The organism is Arthrobacter sp. SX1312 (assembly GCF_002929295.1).
GTDB lineage: Bacteria > Actinomycetota > Actinomycetes > Actinomycetales > Micrococcaceae > Arthrobacter_D.
Genome location: NZ_PJIM01000001.1, coordinates 1,080,876 through 1,107,297, shown reverse-complemented (window position 1 = coordinate 1,107,297; position 26,422 = coordinate 1,080,876). Strand labels below are relative to the sequence as shown.

Genomic DNA, 26,422 nt, shown 5'->3' with positions numbered 1-26,422 from the left:
ACAGACCACACCGGACTGCACAGCACCGAGCTGCGGGGCAGAAGACACCACCGCCGCAATCGCCGCCGCCGCCCGCGTGGCATTCGTCTCGGGGGGAGTGATCGTCACGACGGCACTCGCACCCTCCGGATTCGCAGGAATGGCTATCGAGCTGATTTCCACCCGTGTTCCCGAGTGCGTGACGAATGTCTGTCCTGCCGCCCACGTCAGCGCGCGATGGGAGTAGCCGGACAGCCTGCTGTTGGGGGTGAGGACCGCGGAGGCGTTCCCGCTCCAGCCGAGGATGTCCTGCTTGGTGATCTTGACGCCCTGATTACCGCCGACCGCGCTGGTCCTGTCGAATCCGACGGGCACGCGCAGTTCGAGGTAGTAGACCTCCTCGCTGACCGGATCGGTGAACTTGAGGGCCCTGCCGGCCTCCTTGCCGGCCCAAGGCTTCAGGGTGAACCGCTGACGGTCCGATGGTGTGCCGATATCGCGGATGTCCGCGGGAGACCCGAAGCCGCCGTACTCCCAGAGGAAGGCGTTGATGACCGGTGACGCGACCTGGGCGTAGCCCATCAGATCCGACATGTCGCTGTATTCGGAGGACCAGCATGCCGGGTCCGCCCATGATCCGCCCGAGATCGGAGCATCCGTGCGGCCGCTCGTGCAGGCCAGCGAGTTCGCGTGGTGGAGACCCAGCACGTGCCCGAACTCGTGCGTCACGACGTTGTTCGTGAGTGCCGAGGGATACGGCATGATCACGCGTCCGCTCGTAGGACCGTCCGTGAAACCACCGCCGAGAATGCCCCACGACCCGTTGTAGTTCAGGTCCGCATGCGGCACGAAGATCACCAGGGCTTCATAGGGCCGGTACTGCCAGTTCAATTCCTTGGTCACTGTCGCCATGATCGTGCCGTAGGAGTCCGTGATCTTCGCGGCCGACTTGTGGCGGTATTCGTTCACCTTCGTCATCGAGAGCCGCCCCGCGGAGACCGAATTCCAGTACGAATTGGCGTTCGTGATCGAATTGCGGGCCGCCGCCAGATTGATCGCATCGGTGTCGGCGACTGTCTTCCCCGACAGTTGCACGGTGACCAGCGTGACCTTGAAGGCCCCGGACCGCGGGGCGAGCGCCGCGCTCCCGCCGCTGCCGTCGAGGTTCAGCGGCGACGCCGTCTTCATCGGAGTGACCGGTTCCGCATAATGCTCGCCGTAGCGGGCGTTCGACCCGGGCTCGTCGAGCGGATTCCAGTTCAGATCCGGCACGAACGAGGTCACTTCATCCTGCGCCGCGGGCTGCTTCACCGGCGCGGCTTCCTTGGTGGCGGCAGGAGGAGTGGGCGCGACCGTCGCAGCCGGCGCCGGAGCTGCACCCGGCGTGGGGGCCTTCGCCGGAGGGGTCGGCCCAGCGGTCGGGGCAGCTGGGGTGGTCGATGGGGCGACAGGAGTCGCTGTCGCCGACGGCGACGGGGCGGTCACCGTGTCGGTTGCTACAGCGGGGACGGCGCTGCCCAGAAGTCCGAAGGACAGCAGGGCTGCGCTCAGAAGTCGGGCGGGGAAGGGCAAAGTCACGGGTTTCTCCAGCAGATTCCGGGCGTCAGCCAGCTGATTGAATTCCCGTGCAGACTACAGTTCTGTTACGAACGTGACTAACGTTTCGGAAGTGAAAGTGGAATCTTAGGCAAAACCTGCGCTTATGTCCGTATCCGCGCTGGCGTGTCGCTCTTGCGCGGTGCCCGTTGCCGTGATTGTCATCTCGTCTCCGGATTTATGCACATGCCTGGCACGCTCTATTCGGGCAGGCTCCTGTTCAGTAGGGTGAAGGCGACGGAAGCAATTCCGCGCCCGAACGGCGGAGAGACGTCGGCGGGCGGACATATGGGGGACATCAATGGATGCTGTTCGCTTGGTCGAGGGTGAGGTGCGCGAACTCATCCGCCGGCGCGGCCTCGACCCCGCCCGCCAGGTCGGCGAGGTGCAACTCCTCGTGCACGACGCCGTCGCCGACTACGAGGAGCGTTCGGTGCTCGGGGTCCTCCCGCCGCTCGGGCGGCTGGACGCCGCGCGCAAGCAGATCTACGACGCCGTCGCCGGGTTCGGTGCCCTCCAGCCCCTGCTCGACGATCCGACCATCGAGGAGATCTGGATCAATGCGCCCGCGGAGATCTATATCGCACGGGACGGGGAGTCGGAGCTCACGGCGCTGTCGCTGACCGACCAGCAGGTCCGGGACCTCGTCGAGAAGATGCTGAAGTCCTCCGGGCGGCGGCTCGACCTGTCCTCGCCGTTCGTCGACGCCTCCCTGCCCGACGGTTCCAGGCTGCACGTCGTGATCCCGGATGTGACCCGCAACCACTGGTCCGTGAACATCCGGAAGTTCGTCGCGCGTGCTTCGAGGCTCGAGCACCTCGTGGAGCTGGGGACGCTGTCTCCCCAGGCGGCGCGATTCCTCGGAGCAGCTGTCGCCAGTGGCCTGAACATCCTGGTCTCCGGAGCGACCCAGGCAGGCAAGACGACGATGCTGAACTGTCTGGGGGCATCCATCGGCCCACGGGAGAGGGTCATCACCGTCGAGGAGATCTTCGAACTGCAGCTGCCGCTGCGCGACGTCGTCGGCCTGCAGTGTCGCCAGCCCAACCTCGAAGGACACGGCGAGATACCCCTGCGGCGCCTCGTGAAGGAGGCCCTCCGGATGCGCCCCGATCGGCTGATCGTCGGCGAGGTGCGCGAGGCCGAGAGCCTGGACATGCTCATCGCCCTCAACAGCGGCCTGCCCGGGATGTGCAGCGTCCATGCCAACAGTGCGCATGACGCCATCACCAAGATCTGCACGCTGCCGCTCCTGGCGGGGGAGAACATCTCGAGCAGTTTCGTGGTGCCGACCGTCGCCTCCTGCATCGACCTCGTGGTGCATTGCGCACGGCTGCCCGGCGGTCAGCGCCGGGTCACCGAGATCATGGCCCTTGGACGACGGGTGGAGAACGGCGTCATCGAGTCCTCCCCGGTCTTCACACGGATCGACGGAAGCCTGGAGCTGACGGCCACCGGCATGCCCGCCGAGGAGAAGTTCGCGGCCGCGGGCGTCGACGTCTCGTCCGTCCTGGGCGTGCGGGCGTGAACACTGCGGCAGGGGCGGGCCTCGGCGTCGGCCTGTTCCTGATCTGGTGGTCGTGCTGGGAGCGGCCCGCGCGCGACCGTCGGGCCCCCGCGCGCCGGTATCCACTCGAGGACCTCCTCCTGCGTGCAGGGATCGAGCGTGTCTCGGCCCGCGGGCTGCTCGCCACCTGCGCCGCCACGGGACTGATCGTGCTGCTCATTGGGTTCGTGGTGACCGGCTCGGCACCGATCGCGCTGTGCTTCGCCCTGTTCGGTGGATTCCTGCCGTTCTCAATCGTGAAATGGCGTGCGACGAAGCGCACCGCTTCGCTGCGCGAGCTGTGGCCCGACGTCGTGGACCACCTCCGGTCGGCCATCCGCGCAGGGCTTTCGCTTCCCGAGGCCCTCATCCAGCTGGGAGAGAAGGGGCCCGTCGAACTGAGGGCGGCCTTCCGCGCCTTCGGCTCCGACTACCGCGCGGGCGGACGGTTCGACGACGCGCTCAACCGGCTCAAGGAGCGGCTGGCGGACCCGGTCGCGGACCGCATCGTCGAGGCACTCCGCATGACCAGGGAGGTGGGCGGGTCGGACCTCGGCCGCCTCCTGGGCACGTTGTCCGAATTCCTGCGGGACGCCGCCCGCACCCGTAGCGAACTGGAGGCGCGGCAGTCCTGGACGATCAACGCTGCGCGCCTGGCCGTCGCGGCACCGTGGTTCGTCCTCATGCTCCTGTCCACCCGTCCGGAGGCCGTGCGTGCCTACAACACGGCAGGTGGCGCGGTCGTGCTGCTGGGAGGGCTCCTCGTGTCCGCGGTCTGCTACCGCGTCATGCTCCGGATCGGGGCGCTGCCCGAGGACGAGCGGGTGCTCCGATGACGCCGACCCTCGCGCTGGCGGCGCTCTGCGGTCTCCTGCTCGGAGCGGGTCTGTGGCTGGTCCTCGTCCGCCTGCCGGCCATGCGCGCCACAACCCTGACACAGCGCATCGCACCCCAACTGCGCGCGGTGGACCTCCGGTCCAGGCTGCTCGCGGACGCGCCGGGCAACGCCACACCCTTCGGGCCGCTCGAGCGGATCCTCCGCCCCCTGCTCGCCGACGCCGTCGCGTGGTCGCACCGCTTCAACCCGGCAGCCGCGACCCTCGCGCGCAGGCTCGCCCAGGCCGGCCGGGCGCAGACCGCCGCGGACTTCCGGGCTCAGCAGCTGCTCTGGGCTGCGGGCGGACTCGCCGCATCGACCCTGATCATGGTGCTCCTGGCGGCCTCGGGGTCGGTCAACGTGCCGCTCGCCGTCGTGATCGTCCTCGCCTGCGCCGTTCTGGGATTCGTCGGCCGCGACTACGTCCTCTCGTCCGAGATCAGGAGACGCGAGGCCCGCATGCTCGCCGAGTTCCCCAGCCTCGCCGAGCTCATGGCCCTGGCTGTCTCGGCGGGGGAGAGCACCACGGGCGCGCTCGAGCGCATCTGCAGGACTGCCACCGGGGAGCTTGCCGGCGAGTTCGCCCTCGTGCTCGCCGCGACGAGGGCGGGCAAGCCGCTCGTGGAGGCGCTGCAGGAGTTCTCGCACCGCACCCGCCTCGCGCCGCTCGCGCGCTTCGTCGACGGCATCACCGTGGCGGTGCAGCGCGGGACGCCGCTGGCGGACGTGCTCCGCGCGCAGGCGCAGGACGTCCGCGACCTGGCGAAGCGCGAACTGATGGAGTCCGCCGGGAAGAAGGAGATCGCGATGATGGTGCCGCTGGTGTTCGGTGTCCTTCCGCTGACCGTCCTCTTCGCTGTCTACCCAGGCATCGCCCTGATCAACCTCGGTTTCTGACACCACAACCACGACGACAAGAAGGGGAACGCCATGAAGATCCTTACCGGAGCCTCACGCCTCGCCCAACTCCTCCTCGGCGCCATCGCAGCCCTGCTGGCCGGAGCCGGGGACCGGGAACGGGGGGATGTGCCGGGCTGGGTGATGATCACGCTGATGTCGGCGGTCCTCGTCGCCGCCCTGCTGGCGATCGCCGGGCCCGCCCTGGAGGGCCTGTTCAACCAGGCGATCGACCAGGTATCGCCCTAGGCCATGGCCCTCGCGCTGGTCGTTCCACGCACCGCTCGGAAGGACCCGGAGCGTGGTGCCGCCGTCGTCGACTTCGCCCTGATCGGGGGCCTGCTGACGGTCGTCTTCATCGCGATCCTCCAGCTGACGCTCGTCCTGCACGTCCGGAACACGCTCATCGACGCCGCCGCCTCGGGAGCACGGTACGGCACGCTCGCGGACCGCTCCCCGCAGGACGCCGTCGGACGCGCGGAGGACCTGATCCGCGGGTCACTCGCGGATTCCTACGGGTCCGACGTCTCGGTCGGTGAGAGCACGGTCGGCGGCGTGAGGACCCTCGAAGTGGTCGTCCGCGCTCCGCTGCCCGTCATCGGACTGATCGGACCGGCAGGAATCATGGAGGTGCGCGGCCATGCAGCGCTCCCGTCCTGAGTGCAACCCCGGACGGTCCGGGGAGCGCGCAGGGCCACGGGCCTGCGCTGTCCCGGCGGCAGTCCGTCCGAGCCCGGGACGTCCGAGCCCGGGACACCCGTCCCCAAGAGGCCCGGGGTTCGGGGCGGAGCGCGGGAGCGCCGTGGTGGAGTTCGTGTTCCTGGGGGTCCTGCTCCTCGTGCCGGTCGTCTACCTCGTCCTGACGGTCGGGCAGCTCCAGGGTGGCTCCTTCGCCGTCGTCGGGGCGGCCGACCAGGCAGCGAAGGTGTACGTGGATGCCGCGTCGCCCCAGGAAGCCGACGCACTGGCGCGCGAGGCGGCCCGCATCGCACTCGCGAACTTCGGCTTCGGGGCGGAGCAGGCCGCGGTGGACATCGCCTGCAGCGGTCGATGCCTCGCGCCGGGGACGACCGTGACCGTCGTCGTCCGCCTCGACGTCCCCCTCCCGCTGGTCCCCGCGATCGCCGGGACCCACCCCTCGGCCGCCACCGTGGACGCCACCTCCACCCAGATCGTCGAGCGCTTCGGGTGACGAGGCGCACAGGCGGTGCAGACACGACGGCCGACCGCTCGGAGGAGGGGCAGATCGGTGTCCTTGTCATCGGCTACCTTCTCGTCTGCCTCCTCGTCATCACCGTCGTCCTCGCGGTGTCGGCCGTCTACATCGAGCACAAGAAGCTGCTGTCGGTGGCGGACGGTGCGGCACTCGCTGCCGCCGACAGCTACAGCATCGACGTCGGAGTCGGCGGAGGGGACCCCACGCCGCCCCTTCCGGCCCTGCAGGATTCCGGCGTGGAGGAGTCGGCGGCCGGTTACCTCGCCGCCACCGGGGCAGCGGCGCGGTTCGAGCAGCTGGCCGTCGACCCGTCCTCCGGCGCGGAGGACGGGCGGACCGCGCGGGTCGTGCTCACCGCCGTCGTACGCCCACCCATCGTGAACTTCCTGGTGCCCGCCGGCATCCCGATCGTCGCGCAGGCCGATGCACGGGCCGAGCTGGTCCGATAGACGGGCGGGAGAGCCCATGACGTAGGCTGGAAGTACCATGGCAACCACTGATTTTCCCGCAGAGATCCGCGCCCTCCGCGCCAAGTACCAGTCCATCGAGCAGGTCTCCGATGTCGAGGGAATCCGCAAGGACATCGAGGAGCTGAGCGAGGAAGCGGGAGCCCCCGACCTCTGGGACGATCCCGCCGCGGGCCAGAAGGTGACCTCGAAGCTGTCGCACCGGCAGTCCGCCCTCGAGCGCCTCGAGACCCTCGAGAGCCGGATCGACGACCTCGAGGTCCTCGTGGGACTCGCGCAGGACGAGAGCGACGAGGACACCCTGGCCGAGGCCGAGAGGGAGCTCGTCTCCCTCGGCAAATCCCTCGACGACCTCGAGATCGTCACGCTGCTGGCCGGGGAGTGGGACGAGCGCGAGGCCGTCGTCACCATCCGCTCCGGCGCCGGGGGCGTGGACGCCGCCGACTTCGCCGAGATGCTCCTGCGCATGTACCTGCGGTGGGCCGAACGCCACGGCTACCCCACGCAGGTCCTCGACACCTCCTATGCGGAGGAGGCGGGCCTCAAGTCCGCGACCTTCGAGGTCAAGGCCCCCTACGCCTTCGGCACGCTGTCCGTGGAAGCCGGGACGCACCGCCTCGTCCGCATCAGCCCCTTCGACAACCAGGGCCGCCGCCAGACCTCCTTCGCCGCGGTCGAGGTCATCCCGCTGATCGAGGGTACGGACGTCATCGAGGTCCCGGACAACGAGATCCGCGTCGACGTCTTCCGGTCGTCGGGACCCGGCGGCCAGTCGGTGAACACGACGGACTCGGCGGTCCGCCTGACGCACCTGCCCACGGGGGTCGTCGTCTCCATGCAGAACGAGAAGTCGCAGATCCAGAACCGCGCTGCAGCCATGCGGGTGCTCCAGTCGCGGCTGCTGCTGCTCAAGAAGGAGCAGGAGGACGCCGAGAAGAAGGCGTTCGCGGGCGACGTCAAGGCCTCCTGGGGTGACCAGATGCGCTCCTACGTGCTCAATCCGTACCAGATGGTCAAGGACCTCCGCACCAATCACGAGGTCGGCAACACGTCGTCGGTGTTCGACGGCGAGATCGACGACTTCATCGACGCCGGCATCCGCTGGCGCACGAACAACCGCAACGACGCCGGGTAGGGCTACGCGTCTTCCGGCGCAAACCACTTGTTTTCTGCTCGAGCTCTTGCCCGCGACACACCGCAGAGGTAAAGGGCGTTTCTCGACAAGTCGTTATAGTCGAGGAGCCGGCGCTTCCTTCCCCGAGCCAATGCCCGTGCCCCGGCGATCCACGGGCGCAGAGTGATCATGATCAGATTCGACGACGTCACGAAGACCTACGACCCCACGTCGCAGCCCGCCCTCGATGCCGTCTCCCTCGACATCGACCGCGGCGAGTTCGTCTTCCTCGTGGGCGCCTCGGGCTCCGGCAAGTCGACGTTCATCCGTCTGGTGCTCAAGGAGGACCGGGCCTCGCGGGGCGCGGTCTACGTGGCCGGCCAGAACGTCGCGAACATCCCCAGCTGGCGCGTGCCCCGCCTGCGCCGGGGCATCGGCGTCGTCTTCCAGGACTTCCGCCTCCTCCCCAACAAGACGGTCTTCGCGAACGTCGCCTTCGCGATGCAGGTCATCGGCAGGAGCCGGGCCGTCATCCGCGAGACCGTGCCGGACGTCCTCGCCACCGTAGGCCTCGAGGGCAAGGACAACCGGATGCCGCACGAGCTGTCCGGCGGCGAGCAGCAGCGCGTCGCGATCGCGCGCGCGATCGTCAACCGTCCCGGCATCCTGCTCGCCGACGAGCCCACCGGGAACCTCGACCCGACCACCTCCATGGGCATCATGAAGATCCTCGACACGATCAACCAGAACGGCACCACGGTGGTCATGGCCACGCACGACGACGACATCGTCAACACGATGCGCAAGCGCGTCGTGGAACTCCGCGGCGGGTCCGTGGTGCGCGACGACGCCCAGGGCATCTACGCGGGCCGCCCCGAAGCGATGGCCGGATGAGGGTCGCCTTCATCCTGTCCGAGATCGGCTCGGGCATCCGCCGCAACCTGTCGATGGTCACCTCGGTGATCCTGGTGACCTTCATCTCGCTGACCTTCGTGGGTGCGGCGGGCCTGTTCCAGCTGCAGATCAACCAGATGAAGGGGTACTGGTACGACCGCGTCCAGGTCACCATCTACCTCTGCGTGGACAACTCCTCCGAGGCGAGCTGCGCTGCCGGACCGGTCACGGAGGACCAGCGTGCTGCCATCGAGGCCCGGCTCGAATCCGATCAATTCGCCCCGTACGTCGACACCGTCACCCACGAGACGCAGGAGGAGGCACTCGTCCACTTCCGCGACCAGTTCGCCAACTCGCCGATCGTCGACTCCGTCACCGCGGAGCAGCTGCCCGAGTCCTTCCGGGTCAGCCTCGTCGACGCCGAGAAGTACGAGGTCATCGACGAGGCCTTCTCCTCCGAACCGGGCGTGGATGCGGTCAGCGACCAGCGGGACTTCCTGGAGGCGATCTTCCGCTACATGAACTGGGCGTCCGTCGTCGCGCTCGCGATCGCCGGCATCATGACGTTCTGCGCGATCCTGCTGATCGCCACGACCATCCGGCTCTCGGCCTTCAGCCGCCGCCGTGAGACGGGCATCATGCGCCTCGTCGGCGCGTCCAAGGCGATCATCCAGCTGCCGTTCATCCTCGAGGGCGTCATCGCCGCCGTGATCGGGGCGGTCCTCGCGTCGGCGACGCTGTGGGGGGCCTCCCGCTTCCTGATCGACGGCTGGCTCGTGAACACCTTCCCGCAGACGGCGTTCATCTCCTCCCAGCAGGTCCTGCTCCTGGTTCCGGTGCTCATCCTGCTCGGTGCCCTCCTCGCAGGGATCTCATCCCTGCTCACCCTCCGACGATACGTAAAGGTCTGACAGCGATGACGCCCAGCGCCAGGGGACCCGTGCGCCCGCCAGGATCATCGTGGCGACCACGGCAGGACAGGCGGACCTATCTTGTCCGCGCCACCGCAGGGACATCGATCGCACTCGTCGCGGCCCTCGCCCTCGGTTCCGGTACCCCGGTGGTCGCGGACGAGCTCGAGGACCGCAAGAGTGCCCTCGAGAACGAGGTGGCAGAGGTGCAGCAATCCATGGAGTACCTCGACGCGGACATCGCCGAGACCATCGGCGCGCTGAGGACCTACCAGGGCCAGCTCCCCGCAGCGCAGCAGTCCCTGGCTGAGGCCCAGGGCCGGGTCGAGACGGCTGCGGACGACGTCGGAGCCCTCGCGGTGCGCGTCGACCTGGCGCAGGAGACGAAGACGAAGATCACCGAGGAGCTTCGCGCCGACCGGCAGGAGATGGACGAGACCCGCGAGGTGATCGGCCAGATCGCCACGGAGGCCTACAAGAACGGCGGCGTCCCCACCAACGTGTCGCTGCTCCTGGGTGCCGACGGCGTCGAGGACTTCACCCGGTCGATGGACATGGTGGACCAGGCCCTGCGCAGCCAGAACGCCGCAATGGCCCGGCTGTCCGAGCAGAACGCGACGAACGCGAACAGCCAGGCACGCCTGATCGCCGTCGAGGCCGAGATCGCGAGACTCAAGGAGAAGGCGGACGACGCACTTGCCGCAGAACAGTCGGCACGGGATGCCGCGGCGGGGGAGAAGGCCAAGGTGGACCGGCTCGTGGCGGACACCTCCGCCCTGTCCGCGAAACTCCAGGAACAGAAGCCCGTCATCGAGGCGAAGCTCGCAAGCGTCGAGAAGGCCCAGCAGCAGGTCAACGCGGACATCGCCGAGCGCCAGCGCCGTCAGATCGAGGAGGCGCGCAAGGCCGAGGAGGCCCGCCAAAAGGCCGAGCAGGCCCGCCAGAAGGCGGAGCAGGACCGCCTCCGCGCCGAGGCGGAGGCGGCGGCCGCCGCCGAGGAAGCCCGCCGGAAAGCCGAGGCCGTAGCTGTCGCAGCTGCCGAGACGGCACGCCGTGCAGCCGAGGCCGCCGCTGCGAACAGGCCCGCGCCCGCTCCCGTACAGCCCAAGGCGGTTGCTCCTGTCGCGCCCGTCGTCCCCGTCATCCCGGACCTGCCTGCCCCTGCGCCGTCGAACCCCACCGCGTTCGGCCTGAGGTCGCCGGTCGGCGCCCCGATCTCGTCCGGCTTCGGGTGGCGCCCGACACCGGTGGGAACCATCGACTTCAACGGCACGGGCGGCTACGTGCACACGGGCATCGACTACGGGGTGGGCTGCGGCACGCCCCTGTACGCGCCCGCCGCCGGCGAGGTCTGGTACGCGGACTCGAACGTCCTGCCCGGTGCCGGCAACCGGATCGTCCTCAACCACGGCGTGATCGGCGGGAACGCGCTCGCGACGAACTACTACCACCTCACGAGCTACGTGGTCTCGGTCGGGCAGCGCGTCAGCGCAGGCCAGCTGATCGGCCACACCGGCACCACGGGGAACTCCCAGGGCTGCCACCTCCACTTCGAGACGATGCTGAACGGTACGCTCGTGGACCCGCTGGGCCTGCTCGGGTCGTAGGATGGAAGGCACTGCCCACCCGCGGGCCGCCGTCCGCAGCAGTGTCGCGAGAAGGAGTATCGCCGTGCCGAAGGAAAGTGGCCGGAAAGTGGTGGCCACCAATCGGAAGGCCTTCCACGACTATGCCGTGCTCGACACCTACGAGGCCGGGCTCGCCCTGATGGGCACCGAGGTGAAGTCCCTGCGTGCCGGACGCGCCTCCCTCGTCGACGGCTATGCGGTCTTCTACAACGACGAGCTCTGGCTCGAGGGCATCCACATCTCCGAGTACTCGCAGGGCAGCTGGACCAACCACGCCGCGCGTCGCCGCAGGAAGCTGCTGCTGCACCGCGAGGAACTCACCAAGATCTCCCAGAAGATCCGCGAGTCCGGCTTCACCCTCGTCCCGCTGCAGCTCTACTTCCTCAACGGCAGGGCCAAGGTGGAGATCGCCGTCGCCCGGGGCAAGCGCGACTACGACAAGCGGCAGACCCTGCGCGAGAAGCAGGACAACCGGGAAGCGCTGCGCGCCATGCGCGAGAAGAACCTCGGCGCATGAGCGATGTCTTCTGGGAGACCCAGGAGGACGACGGACCCGATCCGTCGGAGCTGCGGTACAGGCGGCCCTGGTGGGTGACGCTCGGCGCCCTGGTGGACCTGGTCCTGCTGCTGATCGTGGTGCCGGTCGGCATCCTCTCCCTGATCCCGTTCGTCTTCCTCGTCTACGTCTACTTCGCGCAGGTCCTCGTCTGGGTCTCGCCCGTCCTGGTGGTGCTGAACGCAGCCATCTTCTGGTGGGGTTTCCGGCGCAAGCAGGCTGCAACCACCGCGCTGGCCGCCCTCGGCATCGCCTTCGTCACCCTCGCCTTCGTGATCGTGCGCCTCTGGCAGTCGCCCGTCGTCATCCTGGGGGTCACCCTGGGGCAGTGACCCGGCCTCGTTCACCTGCGGCGAAGCCCTGCCGGCAGACCGGACGGGTGCGGTAGAGTGGAGGAACTGGACGGCCGGTGGGCCGGGCAGCGCAGGAATCACGCTCAGGAATCATCTGACGCCTGAGCACCTTGATAACTGAACATGGGGATGACAGGTTTCGACGATGTTAGTCGCGACAGGGGAAGCGGGCCGAGGACACAGGGTTATCTCGTAAACGCTCCTTGTAAAACAATAAGTGCCGAACAAAAGCGCACTGACTTCGCTCTCGCTGCCTAAGCAGCCTAGCTAGTCCGTCAGCCCGGGTTTGCTCTCGCCCCGGATACTGGCGTCATTTAGAGGGCCACTGCTCCCGGTCCTCGTTGTAGGGACCGGGGGGACTCTTATACAACTGGGCTTGGCAGTCACTCGTTCGCACGATGACTGGAGCCGAGAAAAACCGACGCGAACTGCGCCCGGAGAAGCCCTGACTACACTGCATCGGACGCGGGTTCAATTCCCGCCATCTCCACCGCTCCACGACGAAGCGCCCTGCCGGTTCCCGGCAGGGCGCTTCGTCGTTCCTCCGTCCGGCCGACTCTTGTCCGGCGCTATCGGCGCGTCTACCGTTGAGCCACGCCGACGTCCGGGGGACAGGGTGAACCGCATGCTCGTGCATCTGCTGATCGCCCTGTGCTGCGCCCTGATGACCGCTGGAAGCCTCGCCACGGCGCCGTCGAGCCATGCCCGGACGGCGATCGACGCGCGGCACGCGCAACTCGGCGGCGCAGGCGGGCGCCTCGGCCCCCCGACGGGTGCCGAGTTCTGCGGACTCCGCAACGGAGGGTGCCAGCGGAATTATCAGCGCGGCGTCATCGTCTGGTCGCCGGCCACCGGGGCACAGCCTTCGTACGGCGCCATCGGTCAGACCTGGCGGGCCCATGGCTCCCGGAACGGCCGCTTCGGGTACCCCACCGGGCCCGAGGTGTGCGGCCTGCGCGGCGGCGGCTGCTACCAGAACTACCAGGGCGGTTCGATCATCTGGTCCCCGACCACGGGAGCAAGGATCTCGGTCGGGGCCATCAGGGCCCGGTGGGCCTCCACCAACTTCGAGAACGGCGCCCTGGGCTATCCGATCTCCGACGAATCGTGCAGCGCGGGAGCCTGCAAGCAGCGGTACCAGCGTGGTGTCATCACCTGGACCGCCAGGGGTGGAACCGTGCTGAGCCGTGACATCGACGTCGCCGCATCGTCGGTGGTCGTCGTCAACAAGCGACGCATGCTGAATCCCGCCGGCTATACCCCGGGCCCGCTGGTGAACGTGGGGGGCTCATTGCTGCGCAGCGACGCGGCGCAGCAATTCACCCGGCTCCTCGCCGATGCGAGGGCCGCGGGTGTCGCCATGGTACCGGTCAGCGGATACCGGTCGTTCGCTACGCAGGCCTCCCTCTACGCCTCCTACGTCAACCGGTACGGTCAGGCGAGGGCAGACCTCATCTCGGCGCGTCCTGGCTACAGCGAACACCAGACAGGCCTCGCCATCGACATCGGGAACCGCAATGGATCGTGCGGTCTGCAGGAATGCTTCGCGGGCACGCCGGCGGGGGCCTGGGCCGCGCAGAACGCGTGGCGGTACGGATTCATCATCCGCTACCCCCAGGGCCGGACCTCGACCACCGGGTACGCGTACGAGCCCTGGCACCTGCGTTACGTCGGCACCACGATCTCCTCGGAGATGCGTGCCCACAGGCTGCCGACACTCGAGCACTACCTGTCGATCCCGGCGGCGCCGTCCTACTGATCGATCGCCCATGGGGAGGGCCGTTCCGGGAACTACACTGGGGCCATGAGCTGGACCGACAAGACGCCGTCGTGGCTCCCTCCACTACCGCCGCCCCGCCGGGGACGCGCCCTGATCGTGCTCGGCTGGATCCTCGTGGGGAGCACCTTCGTGTACATCTTCGCCATGAGCTACTTCGGCGGGACGCACACGCTGTACACCCTCGTCCCCCTCCTGCTCGGTCTCCTCTGCCTGATCGTCGGCCTGCTCCGGCGGGACACGCGCGCACGGTAGGTATTTTGTCCGGGGGGTTATTTACACGGTAAAAATAACCAATGACCTCCGAACCCCTCCATCTCTCGCGCGGCGGCACCAGCGTGGTGCTCGATCCGCATCCGCACGGCATGCCGACGATCGCCTACTGGGGTCCGGCCCTCGGCGACGTCGGCCTCGACGAACTGCGGGGGATCACCGCAGCGCACCAGCCGCAGCGCGTGTCCGGCGGCATCGACGTCCCGGCCCTCCTGACGCTCCTGCCCCTCGAGTCCGCCGGCTGGCAGGGGACCCCCGGACTGGTGGGCGACCGCGCGGGCGCTCAGCTCTACCCGCGGTTCACCGTGACCTCGATGGAGCGGGAAGCCGGCGGCGCACTCGTCGAGGCATGCGACGACGACGCGGGACTCGCCGTGCGCGCCCGCCTCGGCCTCACGGCGTCGGGCCTGTTCACGCAGGCTCTGGAGCTCACCAACACCGGCGACGACGACTACGAGGTGCGCGCGCTCAATCTGTTCTTCCCGCTGCACCACACGGCGGCGGAGATCCTGGACACGACCGGGCGGCACCTGCGCGAACGGTCGCCGCAGCGCCACGACCTGACCACCGGCACCTACTCGCGGACGAGCAGGCGCGGCAGGCCGGGAGCGGACGCCACGGTCCTCCTCGCCGCGGGTAACCGCGGCTTCGGGTTCGAGCACGGCCTCGTCCAGGGCATCCACCTGGCATGGAGCGGCAACCAGCAGGTGCTCGCGGAGAAGACCCCCGCAGGCGCGGTGTTCCTCTCGGCGGGCGAGGTGCTGTCCCCCCGCGAGGTCGTCCTGGCGCCGGGGGAGAGCTACTCCACCCCGCCCGCCGTCGGCTCCTGGGGGCACGGCCTGAACGAGCTGTCCGGCCGGTTCCACCGGGACCTCCGGGCCCGTGACTCCCACCCGCAGCGCCCCCGCCCGGTCACACTGAACACGTGGGAGGCGGTCTACTTCGCGCTGGACCTCCCGCGCCTGCTGGCCCTCGCGGACCGCGCGGCGTCCCTGGGCGTCGAACGGTTCGTGCTCGACGACGGCTGGTTCCGTGGGCGGCGCGACGACACCTCCAGCCTCGGCGACTGGTATGTGGACGAGACCGTCTGGCCCGACGGACTCGCTCCGATCATCGACCACGTGCGGGACCTCGGTATGGAGTTCGGCCTGTGGTTCGAACCCGAGATGGTCAACGCCGACTCGGACCTCGCGCGCGCCCACCCGGACTGGATCCTGCAGGCGGAAGGCCGCCTGCCACTTCCGGGCCGCCAGCAGCAGGTACTGAACCTGGGCAATCCGGACGCCTACGCCTACATCCTCGAACGCCTCGACGACATCCTGACGACCAACGACATCGCCTACGTCAAGTGGGACCACAACAGGGACCTGCTCGAGGCCGCGGATGCGAGGACGGGCCGGGCCGCCGTCCACCGGCACGTCGAGGCGCTCTACCGGCTGCTCGACGAACTGCGGCGCCGGCATCCGGGGCTCGAGATCGAGAGCTGCGCCTCGGGCGGTGCACGCGTGGACCTCGGGATCCTCGCACGGACGGACCGCATCTGGACGAGCGACTGCATCGACCCGATCGAACGGCTCGTGAACCAGAAGTACACGGGTCTCGTCGTGCCGCCCGAACTGCTGGGCATGCACATCGGCGGCCCCGTCTCGCATTCGACGGGCCGCGCCCACACCCTGCCGTTCCGGGCCGCCACCGCGATCTTCGGCCACTTCGGCATCGAGTGGGACATCTCGGACCTGACGGAGGCGGAGTACGGGGTCCTCGGCCGCTATGTGGCCCTCCACCGGTCCTGGCGCGACGACCTGCACCGGGGGAGGGTGGTGCACGCCGAGTGTCCGGACCCCGCGATGGACCTGCGGGGCATCGTGTCCGAGGACCGGCGCCGCGCCCTGTTCGGTTACTCGCTCACGGCGTCGAGCGCGAGCTACCCGCCCGGTCCCGTGACCTTCCCGGGCCTCGACCCCGACGCGCTGTACGAGGTGCGTCCCGCGGTACCGGAGGAGGGGCATCCGGGCAACGGACAGTCGCCGCTGGCCTGGCTGCAGCGGGCACTCGACGGGGACCCGGTGCGCCTGTCCGGCCGCGCCCTGGCGCAGGCCGGTCTGCAGGCGCCCGTCCTGCTCCCCGAACAGAGCATGCTGATCGAGTTCCGCGCGGTCGGCGCCTAGCGGATTCCCGGGCGGCCCCGACCCGTGACGGACACTGACTGCCGGAGCGGTCGGGGTCTTGGTGACGGCCCCGACCGTGGGGCATACTGGCGCGATGCATCGGCGCTCCAGGCCCTCGGCCCCATGACCATCCCGAAACCGCAGGTCGTCTTCGTCACCGGGGGCAGCCGTGGCGTGGGCCGGGGTATCGCACGGGCGTTCGGCGAGGCAGGAGCCACCGTATACGTCGGCGGCCGGACGACCACCGAAGGAACAGCGCCCTCGCGGATGCCGGGAACCATCCACGACACCGCGAGGCTGGTCACGGAGTCGGGCGGCACGGGGATCCCCCTGAGACTCGACGTGAGTGACGACAGTCAGGTGGAGGCCGCGCTCGCCCGGATCGACGCCGAGCAGGGACGCCTCGATGTGCTGGTCAACAGCGCCTGGGGTGGCTATGAACGGTTCACCGACGGCAGCGAGTTCAATCCCGGTCCGTTCTGGCACCAGCCCCTGTCCTTGTGGGATTCGATGCACCGCACAGGGCTGCGGGCGCACTACGTGGCGTCGTCGTTCGCCGCACCACTCCTGATCGAAGCCGGCACGGGGCTGATCGTCACCCTCTCCTCCTTCGCCGGCCAGGTCTTCGTGCCGCCCGTGCCCTACGGGGTTGCGCACGCGGCCATCGACCGCCTCGCGGCGGATATGGCTGTGGACCTCGAACAGCACGGGATCACGTCGGTGTCCCTCTATCCGGGGCTCGTCCTCACGGAAGGCGTACTTGCGAACATCGAGCATTTCGAGCACGAGACGAACCGCGAGACGCCCCTCTTCGTCGGTCGGGCCGTCGTGGCACTGGCCGCCGACCCTCACGTTCTCCGTCTCACGGGCCTGCCGCTGGTCGCCGCGGAAGTGGCCCGCGCCTACGGGGTGAAGGACGAGCACGGACATCAGCCGTACTCGAACCGGCCGGCGATCAGCGGTGAGCCGACCCCGGCCTTCCCTGATCCCTTCGCACCGCCCGCCTGACGCCCTACGCGCCCTCGGTGAGAGTCCGTCCGAAGAGAGACAGCAGCGAGTCGATGCCGCCGTCGTGCATGGCGCGGCGCTGGCGCTGCGCGCCGGTGCCTCGTTCGGCGATGGTCTCGATGCTTGCCTTGACCCAGTCCGTGTCGCCCTCGTCCTCGAGGGCGGGGCCGATGTGTTCGAGGAAGGCCGCGAGGTGCCGCTCCGCGGGCACGGGCTCGGCCGTGGCGAGGTCCACGAGGTGGCGCCCCATGCCGTCGCGTGCGGCCTGCCAGAGGGCTGCGTCCAGCAGCTCCGGATCCGGGACGAGGGGAGCGGTATCGGCCTCGGCCGCCCGGAGTTCCGTGACGACGAGCGCGCGCGTCAGGGCGCCGAGCAGCACCGAGTCCCGGGCCTCGAGCTGGACGTCGCACGCCCTGAGCTCCAGCGTGGGGTAGTGGTCGGAGAGCCGTGCGACCCAGGTGAGGACACCGCGGTCGAGGATCGCACCCGTGGCGGCCAGGCGGGTGATCCGGCGTTCGTAGTCGGCGGCGTCGGCGAAGTACGGGGCGATTCCCTGGACGGCCCAGCGGCGATAGTGGATGACCCGCCAGCTGGCGAACCCGCTGTCGCGGCCCAGCCAGTACGGCGAATTCACGCTCAGGGCGGCCAGCAGGGGGATCCAGGGCCGGATCCGGTTGAGCGCCTGCACGCCCTGCTCGGGATCCGGTACGCCCACGTGCACGTGCAGGCCGTTGACGAACTGGTCGCCCACGATGCCGGGCGCGCTGGCCCGGAGGTCCTCGTAGCGCTGCTTGTCGGTGAGCTCCGGATACGCCTGGGGGATCCGCGGTGCCGTGCCGGTGGCCGCGCCGATACTCCCCGTCCGGGCGGCAGCGTCCGCGAACTTCCTCCTGAAGTTCAGCAGCGACTCCTCGGCCTCCGTCAGGGTCGAGCAGACCGGGGTGGCCGTCTCGATCTGGCACGAGAGCAACTCCCGCTGGATCTCGTCCGAGTCGACCTCCGGGTGGGATTCGAGCATGCCCTCCACCTCGGCGGCGTGATGGGCGGGCAGCCCCGACCGCGGGTCGAGGAGCAGGTACTCCTCTTCGAGTCCGAGTGTGGTCATCGGGGCACTCCGTTCAGCTGGCAGGGCGCGGGGCAAGGCGGGTCCCGACCAGTCTAGGAGGAGACGCCACGCCGTCGTGACGCGGCGTCGATCGTGCAGTCCTCGTGCGGGACGGTGCTCTCGATCCACAGCGACCGCGCGAGGGCGCCGTCCGCGGCGAGGACGGGCGCCGAGGGGTCTGCACCGAGGCGCAGCTCGATCGACGGCCCGGGGCCGCGGCGGGCCACGAGGAGGACGGCGTCGAGGGCGACACCGTGCCGGTCGAGGAGGCGTAGCACCTCGGGGTCGTCGTCGCTGACCCGTGCGAGCCTGCCGAGGTGGCCTTCGTCCAGGCCGTCGAGCCGGTGCGCCGGAGGGTAGTGGACGCGGCCGTCCGCCCTCGGGATCGGATCACCGTGCGGGTCGCGCGTGGGCCGGCCCAGTTTGTGGTCGAGGCGCTCCACGAAGGCATCCGAGACCGTGTGCTCGAGCAACTCCGCCTCGTCGTGCACCTCGTCCCAGCCGTAGCCGAGCTCCGTGACGAGGAAGGTCTCGATGAGCCGGTGGCGGCGGACCATCGCGAGGGCGAGTGCCCGGCCCGACGGCGTGAGGCCGATGGGCCCGTACTTGCGGTGCTCGGCCAGGCCCAGGCCCACCAGCTTGCCCACCATCCCGGTGACGGACGAGTTCGCGACGGTGAGGCGGACGGCCAGGTGCGTGGCGGTGATCGGCTCCGCCTGCCATTCCGTGAAGGCGTAGATGGCCTTCACGTAGTCCTGCACGCTCGTCGATTCGATGCTGAGCACGGCTCCCCTGCGGCCCGTCATCAGGCGTCCCCCAGCGACGTCGCGGCGGGCGTGCTGGACGGGGCGACCGTCCTGCGGCGTCGTCGTGCCCGCCAGAGCATGCCGTCCGGCCGGCCCACGAGGTAGACGACGGCGAACACGAGGGCCTGGCACAGCACGACGGCGGCACCGGTGGAGATGTCGAGGTAGTAGCTGGCATAGATGCCGGCCACGGACGCGGCCACGGTCAGCACGACGGCGATCGCCAGCATGCGGTCGAAACTGCGGGAGAGGAGGAACGCCGTGGCGCCCGGCGTGATCAGCATGGCCACGACGAGGATGATGCCCACGGCCTGGAGGCCAACGACGACGGTCAGCGCGAGCAGGCCGAGGAGGAGCGCGGACAGGAACCGGGTGTTCAGGCCGATCACGTGGGCGTGCGTGCGGTCGAAGGCCAGCAGGGTGAGGTCGCGCCGCTTCACGAGGAGGACGGTGAGGGTCACCGCGCCGAGGATCAGCACCTGCCGGACATCGCCCGCGGACACCCCGAGGACGTTGCCGAACAGGATGTGCATGAGGTCGATCTGCGACGGCGTGGCCGAGACGATGGCCAGACCGGCGGCGAAGAGGCCGGTGAAGACCACGCCGATCACGGTATCGGCCTTCAGCTTGGTGGTGGACCGGACGAGCCCGATCAGAGCCACGGCCCCGACGCCGAACACGAACGCTCCGATGGAGAAGGGGATGCCGAGGATGTAGGCGAGGGCGACGCCGGGCAGGACGGCGTGCGACACGGCGTCCCCCATCAGGGACCACCCCATGAGGATGAGCCAGCAGGAGAGCACCGCGGCGACGACGGCCGCTGCGACGGTGACGGCGAGGGCCCTCGTGAGGAAGCCGTACTGGAGCGGTTCGAGGAGGAACGCGAGGACGTCCATGTCAGGGCGCTCCCTTCGGTGAGGAGGGAGCCGCACCGGGGGAGGCGGAGGGGATACCGGCGGGCAGGGGGCCGAAGGCGAGGGCGAGGTTTCCGTGGGTCAGGACCTGCGACGGCTCGCCCTGCGCCAGGACGCGCTGGTGCAGGAGGACGGCTTCGTCGCAGAGGTCCGGCACCCCCGCGAGGTCGTGCGTGGACACGAGCACCGATCGCCCCTCGTCCCGCAACGCCTTCAGGAGTGCGGTCATGGTGTGCTCGCTCGACTGGTCGACCCCCGCGAACGGCTCGTCGAGGAGCAGGAGCCGGGCGTCCTGGGCGATGCTCCGCGCGATGAACACGCGTTTGCGCTGCCCGCCTGACAACTGCCCGATCTGGCGCTTCCTCAGTTCCGACAGCCCGACGCGCTCCAGTGCGTCGTCGACGGCCGCCCTGTCGGCCGCCCGCAGCCGGCGTGCCGTCCCGAGCCGCCCGTACAGGCCCATGCCCACGACATCCGACACCGACACCGGGAAGGTCCAGTCGACGCCCTCCGCCTGCGGCATGTAGGCGACGAGCCCGCTCTTCCTCGCCCGGGCGATGGAGCTCCCGAAGAGCTTCACGGACCCCGCCTGGGGCGTGAGGAGACCCATGAGGGAGGTGAAGAGCGTCGACTTCCCGGACCCGTTGACGCCGATGAGCCCGCAGATCCTCCCGGGCGCGAGGTGCACGCTGACATCGTCCAGGGCCAGCACGTCGTCGTAGCGGACGGTGAGGTGCCGTACGTCGATGACAGGCACGGGCTCTGCCTCCCGGGGGGTGGTCATCGTGTGAGTCCTTCCGCGATGGTGGCCAGGTCGTAGCGGATGAGGTCCAGGAACGTCGGCACCGGCCCCTCGGGTCCGGACAGCGAGTCGACGTACAGCGTTCCGCCCAGCCGGGCGCCGGTGGCGAGGGCCACCTGTTCCTGGGCGGAGGGGTTGACCGTGGATTCGCAGAAGAGCGTCGGCACGCGGTTCTCCTCGACGAACGTGATGACACCGCGGATCTGCCGTGGCGTCCCCTCGGAGTCGGCGTTGACCGGCCAGATGAACGCCTCCTGGATCCCGGCGTCGCGCGCGAGATAGGAGAAGGCCCCCTCGCAGGTCACGAGTGCCGCGGCGTCGACGTCCGCCAGGTCCTCGCGGAAGTCGGCCAGCAGGGCCGCGAGCTCGGCCTTGAGCTGCCGGCCGTTCGCCTCGAAGTCGGCGGCATGCTCCGGGGCGAGTGCGGAGAGGGCCGCGACGGTGTTGTCCACGTAGGTCTGTGCGGCGACGGGGGACATCCATGCGTGGGGGTTCGCCCGTCCGCGGTAGTCGCCGGTGCGGATGTCGACGGGTTCGACGCCGTCGGACAGGACCACATGGGGTGCGTCGACGGAGTTCAGGAACCGCTCGAACCAGCGCTCCAGCCCCAGCCCGTTGTCGACGACGAGGTCTGCGTCCTGGGCCCGCACGAGGTCGGACGGCGTGGGTTCGTACCCGTGGATCTCCGCTCCCACCTTGGTGATCGACTCGACGCGGACGTGCCCGCCGCCCACGGTGTCGACGAGGTCGGCGAGGACCGAGAAGGTCGTCAGGACGCGCGGGCGGTCGTCGGGGGCGGAGGACGGCGGGGCCTGACGGGCGCACCCGGTGACCAGGACGGCGAGGACCAGGCACTGGAGCACCGTGGCCCGGCAGGACGTCCACCACCGGTTTTGAGGCATGCCTAAACCTACCGTTTAGGCATGCCGAAATCTAGGCCGTTCGCAGGGAGGTACGCCAGGCGTGGGTGTAATAGGGCAGGCGGAGCGTTGCCGTCCCGGCGAAGGCGAGGTAATCGGTGAGGTACCACCGGAGATTCGCTTCGACGCGGCCCTGCAGCGCGGGCGCCGCCCGCTGGTAGTAGCTGCGGGACCGCGCGAGGTCGAGGATGCCGGGGACGTCCAGTTCCTGGGTCCAGTGCACCACCAGGTCCTCCGGGGCGTCGAAGGCGGCCCCGAACACGGGGCGGTAGGAGGGCGAGAACACGTCACCGGCGTGCATGATGCGGGACAGCCGGTGCACCCACGGGACCGAGACGTCGAGCTGGTTCCAGAGGAGGGCGAGCCGGCCCGCCGGCTTCAGGACCCGTGCTGCCTCCCGGACCGTGGCGGCGTGGTCGCACCAGTGCCACGCCTGCGCCAGGGTGAGCAGATCCAGGGAGGCCTCCGGGAGGTGGGTCTCCTCCGCCGTGCCCCGGACGGCGGGGACCCCGGGCAGCCTGTCTCCGAGGACGGCGAGCATGTCCTCGGAGGGATCCACCGCCGTCACCGCGAGTCCGCGCTCCACGAGCAGTTCCGTGAAGAGGCCGGTCCCGGCGCCGAGGTCGGCTGCGCGGCGGGCGCCGGCGGGGATGATCCAGTCGGCGGCGGCCTCGGGGTAGCCGGGGCGTACGCGATCGTAGCGCCCGGCTCCGGACAGGTAGGCGGCGGCGAGATCCCTCCGGCGTTCCTCCCCGAGCCGCGGCCCGCCCTTCACCACGGCGCGCCCGCCGCGCTGCGCGTGCTGCTAGAGCAGGTCATCCACATCGGGGTTGAGGGTCCGCAGCACCTCGCTGTGCAGGGTGCCGTTGGTTGCGAGGGCGTTGCCGCCGTGAGGTCCGTCCTCGCCGTCGAGGGAGGTGAAGCGCCCTCCGGCCTCGGTGACGATCGGCACGAGCGCCGCCATGTCGTACAGGTTCAGGTCGGGTTCGCAGGCGATGTCCACCGCTCCCTCCGCCACGAGGCAGTAGGACCAGAAGTCACCGTAGGCACGCGTGCGCCAGACCCGGTCGGTGAGGTTCACGAATTCGGCGAGCGTCCCGCGTTCGCGCCAGCCGGAGAGGCTGGAGTAGGACAGCGAGGCGTCCTCGAGGCGGGAGACGTTGGAGACCCGGAGGCGCTGTGCGGCGGCGAGGGACTTCCCGGTGTAGGCGCCGGTGCCCTGGGCCGCCCACCAGCGCTTGCCCAGGGCGGGAGCGCTGACGAGGCCGACGACGGGCTTACCGTCGTCGATGAGCGAGATGAGCGTGGCCCAGACCGGGACGCCGCGGACGAAGTTCTTGGTGCCGTCGATCGGGTCGATGACCCAGCGGCGCGAACCGGACCCGGTGCTGCCGAACTCCTCGCCGAGGATCGCATCCCGGGGCCGTGCCCGGGAGAGCTGCCCGCGGATGGCCTCCTCCGCGCTCTTGTCGGCGTCCGTCACCGGCGTGAGGTCCGGCTTGGTCTCCACCCGCAGGTCGAGCGCCTTGAAGCGCGACATGGTCTGGTCGTCCACCGAATCGGCCATGATGTGGGCGAGGCGGAGGTCGTCGTTGTAGCCCTGCGTGAAACTCATACCGTTCAACCTATCGTCTCGGTGGGCGCATCCCGTGCGGGGCGCGAGGAGTGGCCCGGAACAGCAGAAAGCCACCGGGGGCTCGCGCCGCGCGGTGGCTTTCTGACCGTCACCGCCAGGCGGTGTCGGAGGAGTCAGAGAACGGTGATGTTCTCGGCCTGGGGACCCTTGGGACCCTGGGTGGTCTCGAAGTTGACCTTCTGGTTCTCTTCGAGGGAACGGTAGCCGTTCGAGTTGATCGCGGAGAAGTGGGCGAACACGTCAGCGCCGCCGTCCTCGGGAGCGATGAAGCCGAAGCCCTTTTCGGCGTTGAACCATTTCACTGTGCCAGTAGCCATTGAGATTTCCTTACCATGTGAGAGCGTCCCGACGTTCGGGGCTCATCGTGCAGTTCGTTACCCGCTTATCAAAAAAGCTGTCGAACTCCAGGTGGAGGGTCAAGGCTTAGAGATGTAATGCGCAAACAACAACAGGATCGAGCCTACCAGTGATCGGGCCGATCACTGGTGTCCGAGTTCCTTGGCGTCGTGTGAGCTGCCTCGCGCCTCGGCCGTCCCGGCGCTGAGCAGGCGCCGCAGCGAGGCCAGGCGCACGGGCCCGGAGTCGCCGGCGAGGCCTTCGGCCACGTAGCTGTCCAGGCCGCATCCGACGGCGTGGTCGTCGTGCCGGCAGCCACGCTCGCAGCGCTCGGTCCCGGGGTCGAGGTCGGGGAACGCCTTGAGGATCCTGTCGGCCTCCACGTGCGCGAGCCCGAAGGACCGGATGCCGGGGGTGTCGATGATCCAGGTGCCGGGCGCGGCATCCGCGGCTTTCAGTGCGAGCGCGGAGGAGGACGTGTGCCGTCCCCTGCCGGTCACCGCGTTCACGCCGCCCGTCGCGCGCGTGGAACCCGTCAGGGCGTTGACCATGGTGGACTTGCCGACGCCGGAGTGGCCGAGCAGTACGCTCACCTGTCCGTCGAGCTCCTCCCTCAGGGCGTCGACGGCGGTGGAGGACAGGTGCGCGGACTCGCCGTCGTCGGAGGTGGCCTCGATGCCTGTGCTGTCGTCCGTCCGGCTGATGATCACGCGGAGGTCCAGGTGTTCGTAGTTGGCGAGCAGGGGCGCGGGGTCGCGGAGGTCGGCCTTGGTGATGCACAGCAGGGGTTCGATACCGGCGTCGTAGGCGGCGACGAGCGCCCGGTCGATGAAGCCCGTCCTCGGCTCGGGATTGGCGGCCGCGACCACGATCACGAGCTGGTCCGCGTTGGCGACCACCACGCGCTCCACCGGGTCGGTGTCGTCCGCGCTCCTGCGCAGGACCGTCGTCCGTTCCTCGATGCGCACGAGCCGCGCGAGGGAGTCGGGGCCGCCCGAGAGATCACCGACGAGGGCCACGAGGTCACCGGCGACGACGGCGTTGCGGCGCAGTTCGCGGGCCCGCGCGGCGATGACCGTCCGCTCGCCGGCGCTGCCCTCGTCGACCACGGTGGTGTAGCGTCCGCGGTCGACCGTCACGACGCGGCCCGTCTCGGCGTCCTCGTAGGCGGGGCGGTTCTTGGTCCGCGGACGGGTCCCCTTCTTGTTGGGGCGGATGCGGACGTCGGACTCGTCCCAGGCCCGCGATCCGCGGCGGTTGCCGGTCTCGCTCATGCCCTGGCCACGGGTGCGGTGGAGAGCGGCGCGCCGTCGGATCCCGGCTCGCCCGCGGTGCGCGCGAGGGCAGCCCAGAGATCGGGGAACTCCGGCATGGTCTTGGCCGTGGTGCCGATGTTCTCGACGTCCACGCCGTCCACGGCGAGTCCGATGATCGCGCCCGCGGTGGCCATCCGATGGTCGTCGTACGTGCTGAAGAGACCGCCGTGGAGCGGTGCCGGGCGGATGACGAGGCCGTCGGCCGTCTCCTCCGCGTCCCCGCCGAGCCCGTTGATCTCCGCGACGAGCGCAGCGAGCCGGTCGGTCTCGTGCCCGCGGAGGTGCGCGATGCCGGTGAGGGTCGACGGCGTCGTGGCCAGGGCGCAGAGCGCGGCGACGGTGGGGGCGAGCTCGGAGGTGTCGGCGAAGGTCCCGCCGTCGACCGACGCCCCGCCGGTGACGGTGAGGACCCCGCCGTCGAGGTCCGCCGTGGCGCCCATCAGCGGCAGGATGCGCCGCCAGGCGTCGCCGACCTGCGTGGTGGCCTCGGGCCAGTTCCGCACACGGACGGTGCCGCCCGTGACGACGGCGGCGGCGAGGAAGGGGCCGGCGTTGGAGAGGTCGGGTTCCACGGCGGCGTCGAACGCGGTGATCGGCCCGGGGGAGACGCGCCAGTGGTTCGGCACGGAGTCGTCGACGGCCACGCCGACCGCCCGCAGGGTCTCGACGGTCATGCGGACGTGGTCGAGGCTGGGCACGGGCTTGCCCACGTGCTCGAGGTGCAGCCCGTCCGTGAAGCGCGCGCTGACGAGCAGCAGCGCCGACACGAACTGCGAGGACGCGGAGGCGTCGACGACCAGGTGCCCGCCGCGCACCCGGCCCTCGCCCTGCACGGAGAAAGGGAGGGACCCGGCCCCGCCGTCGTCGATCCTGAGGCCGAGGCCCCGGAGGGCGTCGATGATGCTGCCCATGGGGCGGCGGCGCGCGTGCGGATCGCCGTCGAACGTGGTGGTGCCGGACACCAGGCCGGCCAGCGGGGGCACGAAGCGCATGACGGTGCCCGCGAGGCCGCAGTCCACGGCGCGGGAGGCCGGCCCGCCGCTCCGCAGGGGGCTCACCCGGAGGTCCGGGCCGAAGTCGCCGTCGCCGGGGACCTCCTCGATGACGGCGCCGAGCGCCCGCAGTGCGGCGATCATGAGGGCCGAGTCACGTGAGTGCAGGGGCCGGCGCAGGCGGCAGGGGCCGTCCGCCAGGGCGGCGAGCACGAGATAGCGGTTGGTGAGGGACTTGGAACCGGGAACCGAGATGTCGGCGTCCACGGGCCGGGTCAGGCGGGGCGCCCTCCATCCGGTCCGGTGGGGCACCCCGCCTGATGACGCTGCCATGG

The 26,422-nt window shown here is 69.8% G+C and carries 27 protein-coding genes, 1 other RNA gene and 1 pseudogene; 18 read left to right on the top strand and 11 right to left on the bottom strand.

The window, feature by feature from the left end:
• Window positions 1–1,290, bottom strand: a pseudogene (locus CXQ92_RS18060) (M43 family zinc metalloprotease); the annotation flags it as partial.
• Between the two features lie 586 nt (window positions 1,291–1,876).
• Between CXQ92_RS18060 and CXQ92_RS05250 the strand changes: the two are divergent.
• From CXQ92_RS05250 to CXQ92_RS05165, 18 genes are all read left to right on the top strand, one after another.
• Window positions 1,877–3,103 carry a CpaF family protein gene (locus CXQ92_RS05250; RefSeq protein ID WP_104165852.1) on the top strand — a complete coding sequence of 409 codons (1,227 nt, stop codon included), beginning with the start codon at window positions 1,877–1,879 and terminating at the stop codon, window positions 3,101–3,103.
• The gene (locus tag CXQ92_RS05245; protein ID WP_104165850.1) at window positions 3,100–3,957 is read left to right on the top strand and encodes a type II secretion system F family protein; all 858 of its coding nucleotides are present in this window, start codon (window positions 3,100–3,102) and stop codon (window positions 3,955–3,957) included. The genes CXQ92_RS05250 and CXQ92_RS05245 overlap by 4 nt, the downstream gene beginning before the upstream one ends.
• Window positions 3,954–4,895, top strand: coding sequence for a type II secretion system F family protein (locus CXQ92_RS05240; protein ID WP_104165848.1), 942 nt, complete (start codon window positions 3,954–3,956; stop codon window positions 4,893–4,895). The genes CXQ92_RS05245 and CXQ92_RS05240 overlap by 4 nt, the downstream gene beginning before the upstream one ends.
• Before the next feature lie 33 nt (window positions 4,896–4,928).
• Entirely contained in the window at window positions 4,929–5,144 is a 216-nt protein-coding gene (locus CXQ92_RS05235; RefSeq protein ID WP_104165846.1) for a hypothetical protein, read from the top strand.
• 3 nt (window positions 5,145–5,147) lie between these two features.
• Entirely contained in the window at window positions 5,148–5,555 is a 408-nt protein-coding gene (locus CXQ92_RS05230; RefSeq protein ID WP_104165844.1) for a TadE family protein, read from the top strand.
• 142 nt (window positions 5,556–5,697) lie between these two features.
• Window positions 5,698–6,087 (top strand): hypothetical protein, encoded by a 390-nt coding sequence (locus CXQ92_RS05225; RefSeq protein ID WP_104165842.1) that lies wholly within the window; start codon window positions 5,698–5,700, stop codon window positions 6,085–6,087.
• Window positions 6,084–6,560 (top strand): pilus assembly protein TadG-related protein, encoded by a 477-nt coding sequence (locus tag CXQ92_RS05220; RefSeq protein WP_258069715.1) that lies wholly within the window; start codon window positions 6,084–6,086, stop codon window positions 6,558–6,560. The genes CXQ92_RS05225 and CXQ92_RS05220 overlap by 4 nt, the downstream gene beginning before the upstream one ends.
• 37 nt (window positions 6,561–6,597) lie before the next feature.
• Window positions 6,598–7,713, top strand: coding sequence for a peptide chain release factor 2 (prfB, locus tag CXQ92_RS05215; protein ID WP_104165840.1), 1,116 nt, complete (start codon window positions 6,598–6,600; stop codon window positions 7,711–7,713).
• A gap of 168 nt (window positions 7,714–7,881) precedes the next feature.
• Window positions 7,882–8,586, top strand: a complete 705-nt coding sequence (ftsE, locus tag CXQ92_RS05210; protein WP_104165838.1) for a cell division ATP-binding protein FtsE — start codon at window positions 7,882–7,884, stop codon at window positions 8,584–8,586.
• The gene (gene ftsX, locus CXQ92_RS05205) at window positions 8,583–9,497 is read left to right on the top strand and encodes a permease-like cell division protein FtsX (protein WP_104165836.1); all 915 of its coding nucleotides are present in this window, start codon (window positions 8,583–8,585) and stop codon (window positions 9,495–9,497) included. Before ftsE ends, ftsX begins: the two co-directional genes overlap by 4 nt.
• Window positions 9,498–9,502: 5 nt before the next feature.
• Complete coding sequence (locus tag CXQ92_RS05200; protein ID WP_104165834.1) at window positions 9,503–11,104, top strand: M23 family metallopeptidase; 1,602 nt, start codon at window positions 9,503–9,505, stop codon at window positions 11,102–11,104.
• 64 nt (window positions 11,105–11,168) lie between these two features.
• Window positions 11,169–11,642 carry an SsrA-binding protein SmpB gene (smpB, locus tag CXQ92_RS05195; protein WP_043446231.1) on the top strand — a complete coding sequence of 158 codons (474 nt, stop codon included), beginning with the start codon at window positions 11,169–11,171 and terminating at the stop codon, window positions 11,640–11,642.
• A complete protein-coding gene (locus CXQ92_RS05190) occupies window positions 11,639–12,013 on the top strand; it encodes a hypothetical protein (RefSeq protein ID WP_104165832.1) in 375 nt (124 codons plus the stop codon). The genes smpB and CXQ92_RS05190 overlap by 4 nt, the downstream gene beginning before the upstream one ends.
• 146 nt (window positions 12,014–12,159) lie before the next feature.
• Window positions 12,160–12,527: a transfer-messenger RNA gene (gene ssrA, locus CXQ92_RS05185) on the top strand.
• 132 nt (window positions 12,528–12,659) lie between these two features.
• Window positions 12,660–13,793, top strand: coding sequence for a D-alanyl-D-alanine carboxypeptidase family protein (locus CXQ92_RS05180; protein WP_104165830.1), 1,134 nt, complete (start codon window positions 12,660–12,662; stop codon window positions 13,791–13,793).
• Window positions 13,794–13,838: 45 nt separating this feature from the next.
• Window positions 13,839–14,066: a hypothetical protein gene (locus tag CXQ92_RS05175; protein WP_104165829.1), complete on the top strand. Its 228-nt coding sequence runs from the start codon at window positions 13,839–13,841 to the stop codon at window positions 14,064–14,066.
• Between the two features lie 41 nt (window positions 14,067–14,107).
• A complete protein-coding gene (locus CXQ92_RS05170; protein ID WP_104165827.1) occupies window positions 14,108–16,252 on the top strand; it encodes an alpha-galactosidase in 2,145 nt (714 codons plus the stop codon).
• 123 nt (window positions 16,253–16,375) lie between these two features.
• Window positions 16,376–17,260 (top strand): SDR family NAD(P)-dependent oxidoreductase, encoded by an 885-nt coding sequence (locus CXQ92_RS05165; protein ID WP_104165825.1) that lies wholly within the window; start codon window positions 16,376–16,378, stop codon window positions 17,258–17,260.
• Window positions 17,261–17,264: 4 nt separating this feature from the next.
• Here the strand turns inward: CXQ92_RS05165 and CXQ92_RS05160 are convergent, their stop codons facing one another.
• The 10 genes from CXQ92_RS05160 to aroA form a co-directional block, all read right to left on the bottom strand.
• Window positions 17,265–18,365, bottom strand: a complete 1,101-nt coding sequence (locus CXQ92_RS05160; protein ID WP_104165823.1) for a glutamate--cysteine ligase — start codon at window positions 18,363–18,365, stop codon at window positions 17,265–17,267.
• Window positions 18,366–18,418: 53 nt separating this feature from the next.
• Window positions 18,419–19,171, bottom strand: coding sequence for a metal-dependent transcriptional regulator (locus CXQ92_RS05155; protein ID WP_104165821.1), 753 nt, complete (start codon window positions 19,169–19,171; stop codon window positions 18,419–18,421).
• A complete protein-coding gene (locus CXQ92_RS05150) occupies window positions 19,171–20,067 on the bottom strand; it encodes a metal ABC transporter permease (RefSeq protein WP_104165819.1) in 897 nt (298 codons plus the stop codon). The genes CXQ92_RS05155 and CXQ92_RS05150 overlap by 1 nt, the downstream gene beginning before the upstream one ends.
• A gap of 1 nt (window position 20,068) precedes the next feature.
• Entirely contained in the window at window positions 20,069–20,869 is an 801-nt protein-coding gene (locus tag CXQ92_RS05145) for a metal ABC transporter ATP-binding protein (protein ID WP_104165817.1), read from the bottom strand.
• Window positions 20,866–21,789, bottom strand: a complete 924-nt coding sequence (locus CXQ92_RS05140; protein ID WP_104165815.1) for a metal ABC transporter substrate-binding protein — start codon at window positions 21,787–21,789, stop codon at window positions 20,866–20,868. The genes CXQ92_RS05145 and CXQ92_RS05140 overlap by 4 nt, the downstream gene beginning before the upstream one ends.
• A gap of 31 nt (window positions 21,790–21,820) precedes the next feature.
• Entirely contained in the window at window positions 21,821–22,582 is a 762-nt protein-coding gene (locus CXQ92_RS05135) for a class I SAM-dependent methyltransferase (RefSeq protein ID WP_306738419.1), read from the bottom strand.
• A gap of 30 nt (window positions 22,583–22,612) precedes the next feature.
• A complete protein-coding gene (gene hisN, locus CXQ92_RS05130; protein WP_104165812.1) occupies window positions 22,613–23,422 on the bottom strand; it encodes a histidinol-phosphatase in 810 nt (269 codons plus the stop codon).
• 134 nt (window positions 23,423–23,556) lie between these two features.
• A complete protein-coding gene (locus CXQ92_RS05125) occupies window positions 23,557–23,760 on the bottom strand; it encodes a cold-shock protein (protein ID WP_043446208.1) in 204 nt (67 codons plus the stop codon).
• Between the two features lie 162 nt (window positions 23,761–23,922).
• Window positions 23,923–25,053, bottom strand: a complete 1,131-nt coding sequence (gene rsgA / locus CXQ92_RS05120; RefSeq protein WP_104165810.1) for a ribosome small subunit-dependent GTPase A — start codon at window positions 25,051–25,053, stop codon at window positions 23,923–23,925.
• Complete coding sequence (gene aroA, locus CXQ92_RS05115; protein WP_104165808.1) at window positions 25,050–26,420, bottom strand: 3-phosphoshikimate 1-carboxyvinyltransferase; 1,371 nt, start codon at window positions 26,418–26,420, stop codon at window positions 25,050–25,052. Before aroA ends, rsgA begins: the two co-directional genes overlap by 4 nt.
• Between the last annotated feature and the right edge of the window lie 2 nt (window positions 26,421–26,422).

Excerpts from the sequence above, each read along its gene's own strand:
- CXQ92_RS05250 (WP_104165852.1), top strand. The coding sequence starts at position 1,877 with ATGGATGCTGTTCGCTTGGTCGAGGGTGAGGTGCGCGAACTCATCCGC.
- CXQ92_RS05240 (WP_104165848.1), top strand. The coding sequence starts at position 3,954 with ATGACGCCGACCCTCGCGCTGGCGGCGCTCTGCGGTCTCCTGCTCGGA.
- CXQ92_RS05235 (WP_104165846.1), top strand. The coding sequence starts at position 4,929 with ATGAAGATCCTTACCGGAGCCTCACGCCTCGCCCAACTCCTCCTCGGC.
- CXQ92_RS05230 (WP_104165844.1), top strand. The coding sequence starts at position 5,148 with ATGGCCCTCGCGCTGGTCGTTCCACGCACCGCTCGGAAGGACCCGGAG.
- prfB (WP_104165840.1), top strand. The coding sequence starts at position 6,598 with ATGGCAACCACTGATTTTCCCGCAGAGATCCGCGCCCTCCGCGCCAAG.
- ftsE (WP_104165838.1), top strand. The coding sequence starts at position 7,882 with ATGATCAGATTCGACGACGTCACGAAGACCTACGACCCCACGTCGCAG.
- ftsX (WP_104165836.1), top strand. The coding sequence starts at position 8,583 with ATGAGGGTCGCCTTCATCCTGTCCGAGATCGGCTCGGGCATCCGCCGC.
- CXQ92_RS05200 (WP_104165834.1), top strand. The coding sequence starts at position 9,503 with ATGACGCCCAGCGCCAGGGGACCCGTGCGCCCGCCAGGATCATCGTGG.
- CXQ92_RS05190 (WP_104165832.1), top strand. The coding sequence starts at position 11,639 with ATGAGCGATGTCTTCTGGGAGACCCAGGAGGACGACGGACCCGATCCG.
- CXQ92_RS05180 (WP_104165830.1), top strand. The coding sequence starts at position 12,660 with ATGCTCGTGCATCTGCTGATCGCCCTGTGCTGCGCCCTGATGACCGCT.
- CXQ92_RS05175 (WP_104165829.1), top strand. The coding sequence starts at position 13,839 with ATGAGCTGGACCGACAAGACGCCGTCGTGGCTCCCTCCACTACCGCCG.
- CXQ92_RS05170 (WP_104165827.1), top strand. The coding sequence starts at position 14,108 with ATGACCTCCGAACCCCTCCATCTCTCGCGCGGCGGCACCAGCGTGGTG.
- CXQ92_RS05165 (WP_104165825.1), top strand. The coding sequence starts at position 16,376 with ATGACCATCCCGAAACCGCAGGTCGTCTTCGTCACCGGGGGCAGCCGT.
- CXQ92_RS05160 (WP_104165823.1), bottom strand. The coding sequence starts at position 18,365 with ATGACCACACTCGGACTCGAAGAGGAGTACCTGCTCCTCGACCCGCGG.
- CXQ92_RS05155 (WP_104165821.1), bottom strand. The coding sequence starts at position 19,171 with ATGACGGGCCGCAGGGGAGCCGTGCTCAGCATCGAATCGACGAGCGTG.
- CXQ92_RS05150 (WP_104165819.1), bottom strand. The coding sequence starts at position 20,067 with ATGGACGTCCTCGCGTTCCTCCTCGAACCGCTCCAGTACGGCTTCCTC.
- CXQ92_RS05145 (WP_104165817.1), bottom strand. The coding sequence starts at position 20,869 with ATGACCACCCCCCGGGAGGCAGAGCCCGTGCCTGTCATCGACGTACGG.
- CXQ92_RS05140 (WP_104165815.1), bottom strand. The coding sequence starts at position 21,789 with ATGCCTCAAAACCGGTGGTGGACGTCCTGCCGGGCCACGGTGCTCCAG.
- hisN (WP_104165812.1), bottom strand. The coding sequence starts at position 23,422 with ATGAGTTTCACGCAGGGCTACAACGACGACCTCCGCCTCGCCCACATC.
- CXQ92_RS05125 (WP_043446208.1), bottom strand. The coding sequence starts at position 23,760 with ATGGCTACTGGCACAGTGAAATGGTTCAACGCCGAAAAGGGCTTCGGC.
- rsgA (WP_104165810.1), bottom strand. The coding sequence starts at position 25,053 with ATGAGCGAGACCGGCAACCGCCGCGGATCGCGGGCCTGGGACGAGTCC.
- aroA (WP_104165808.1), bottom strand. The coding sequence starts at position 26,420 with ATGGCAGCGTCATCAGGCGGGGTGCCCCACCGGACCGGATGGAGGGCG.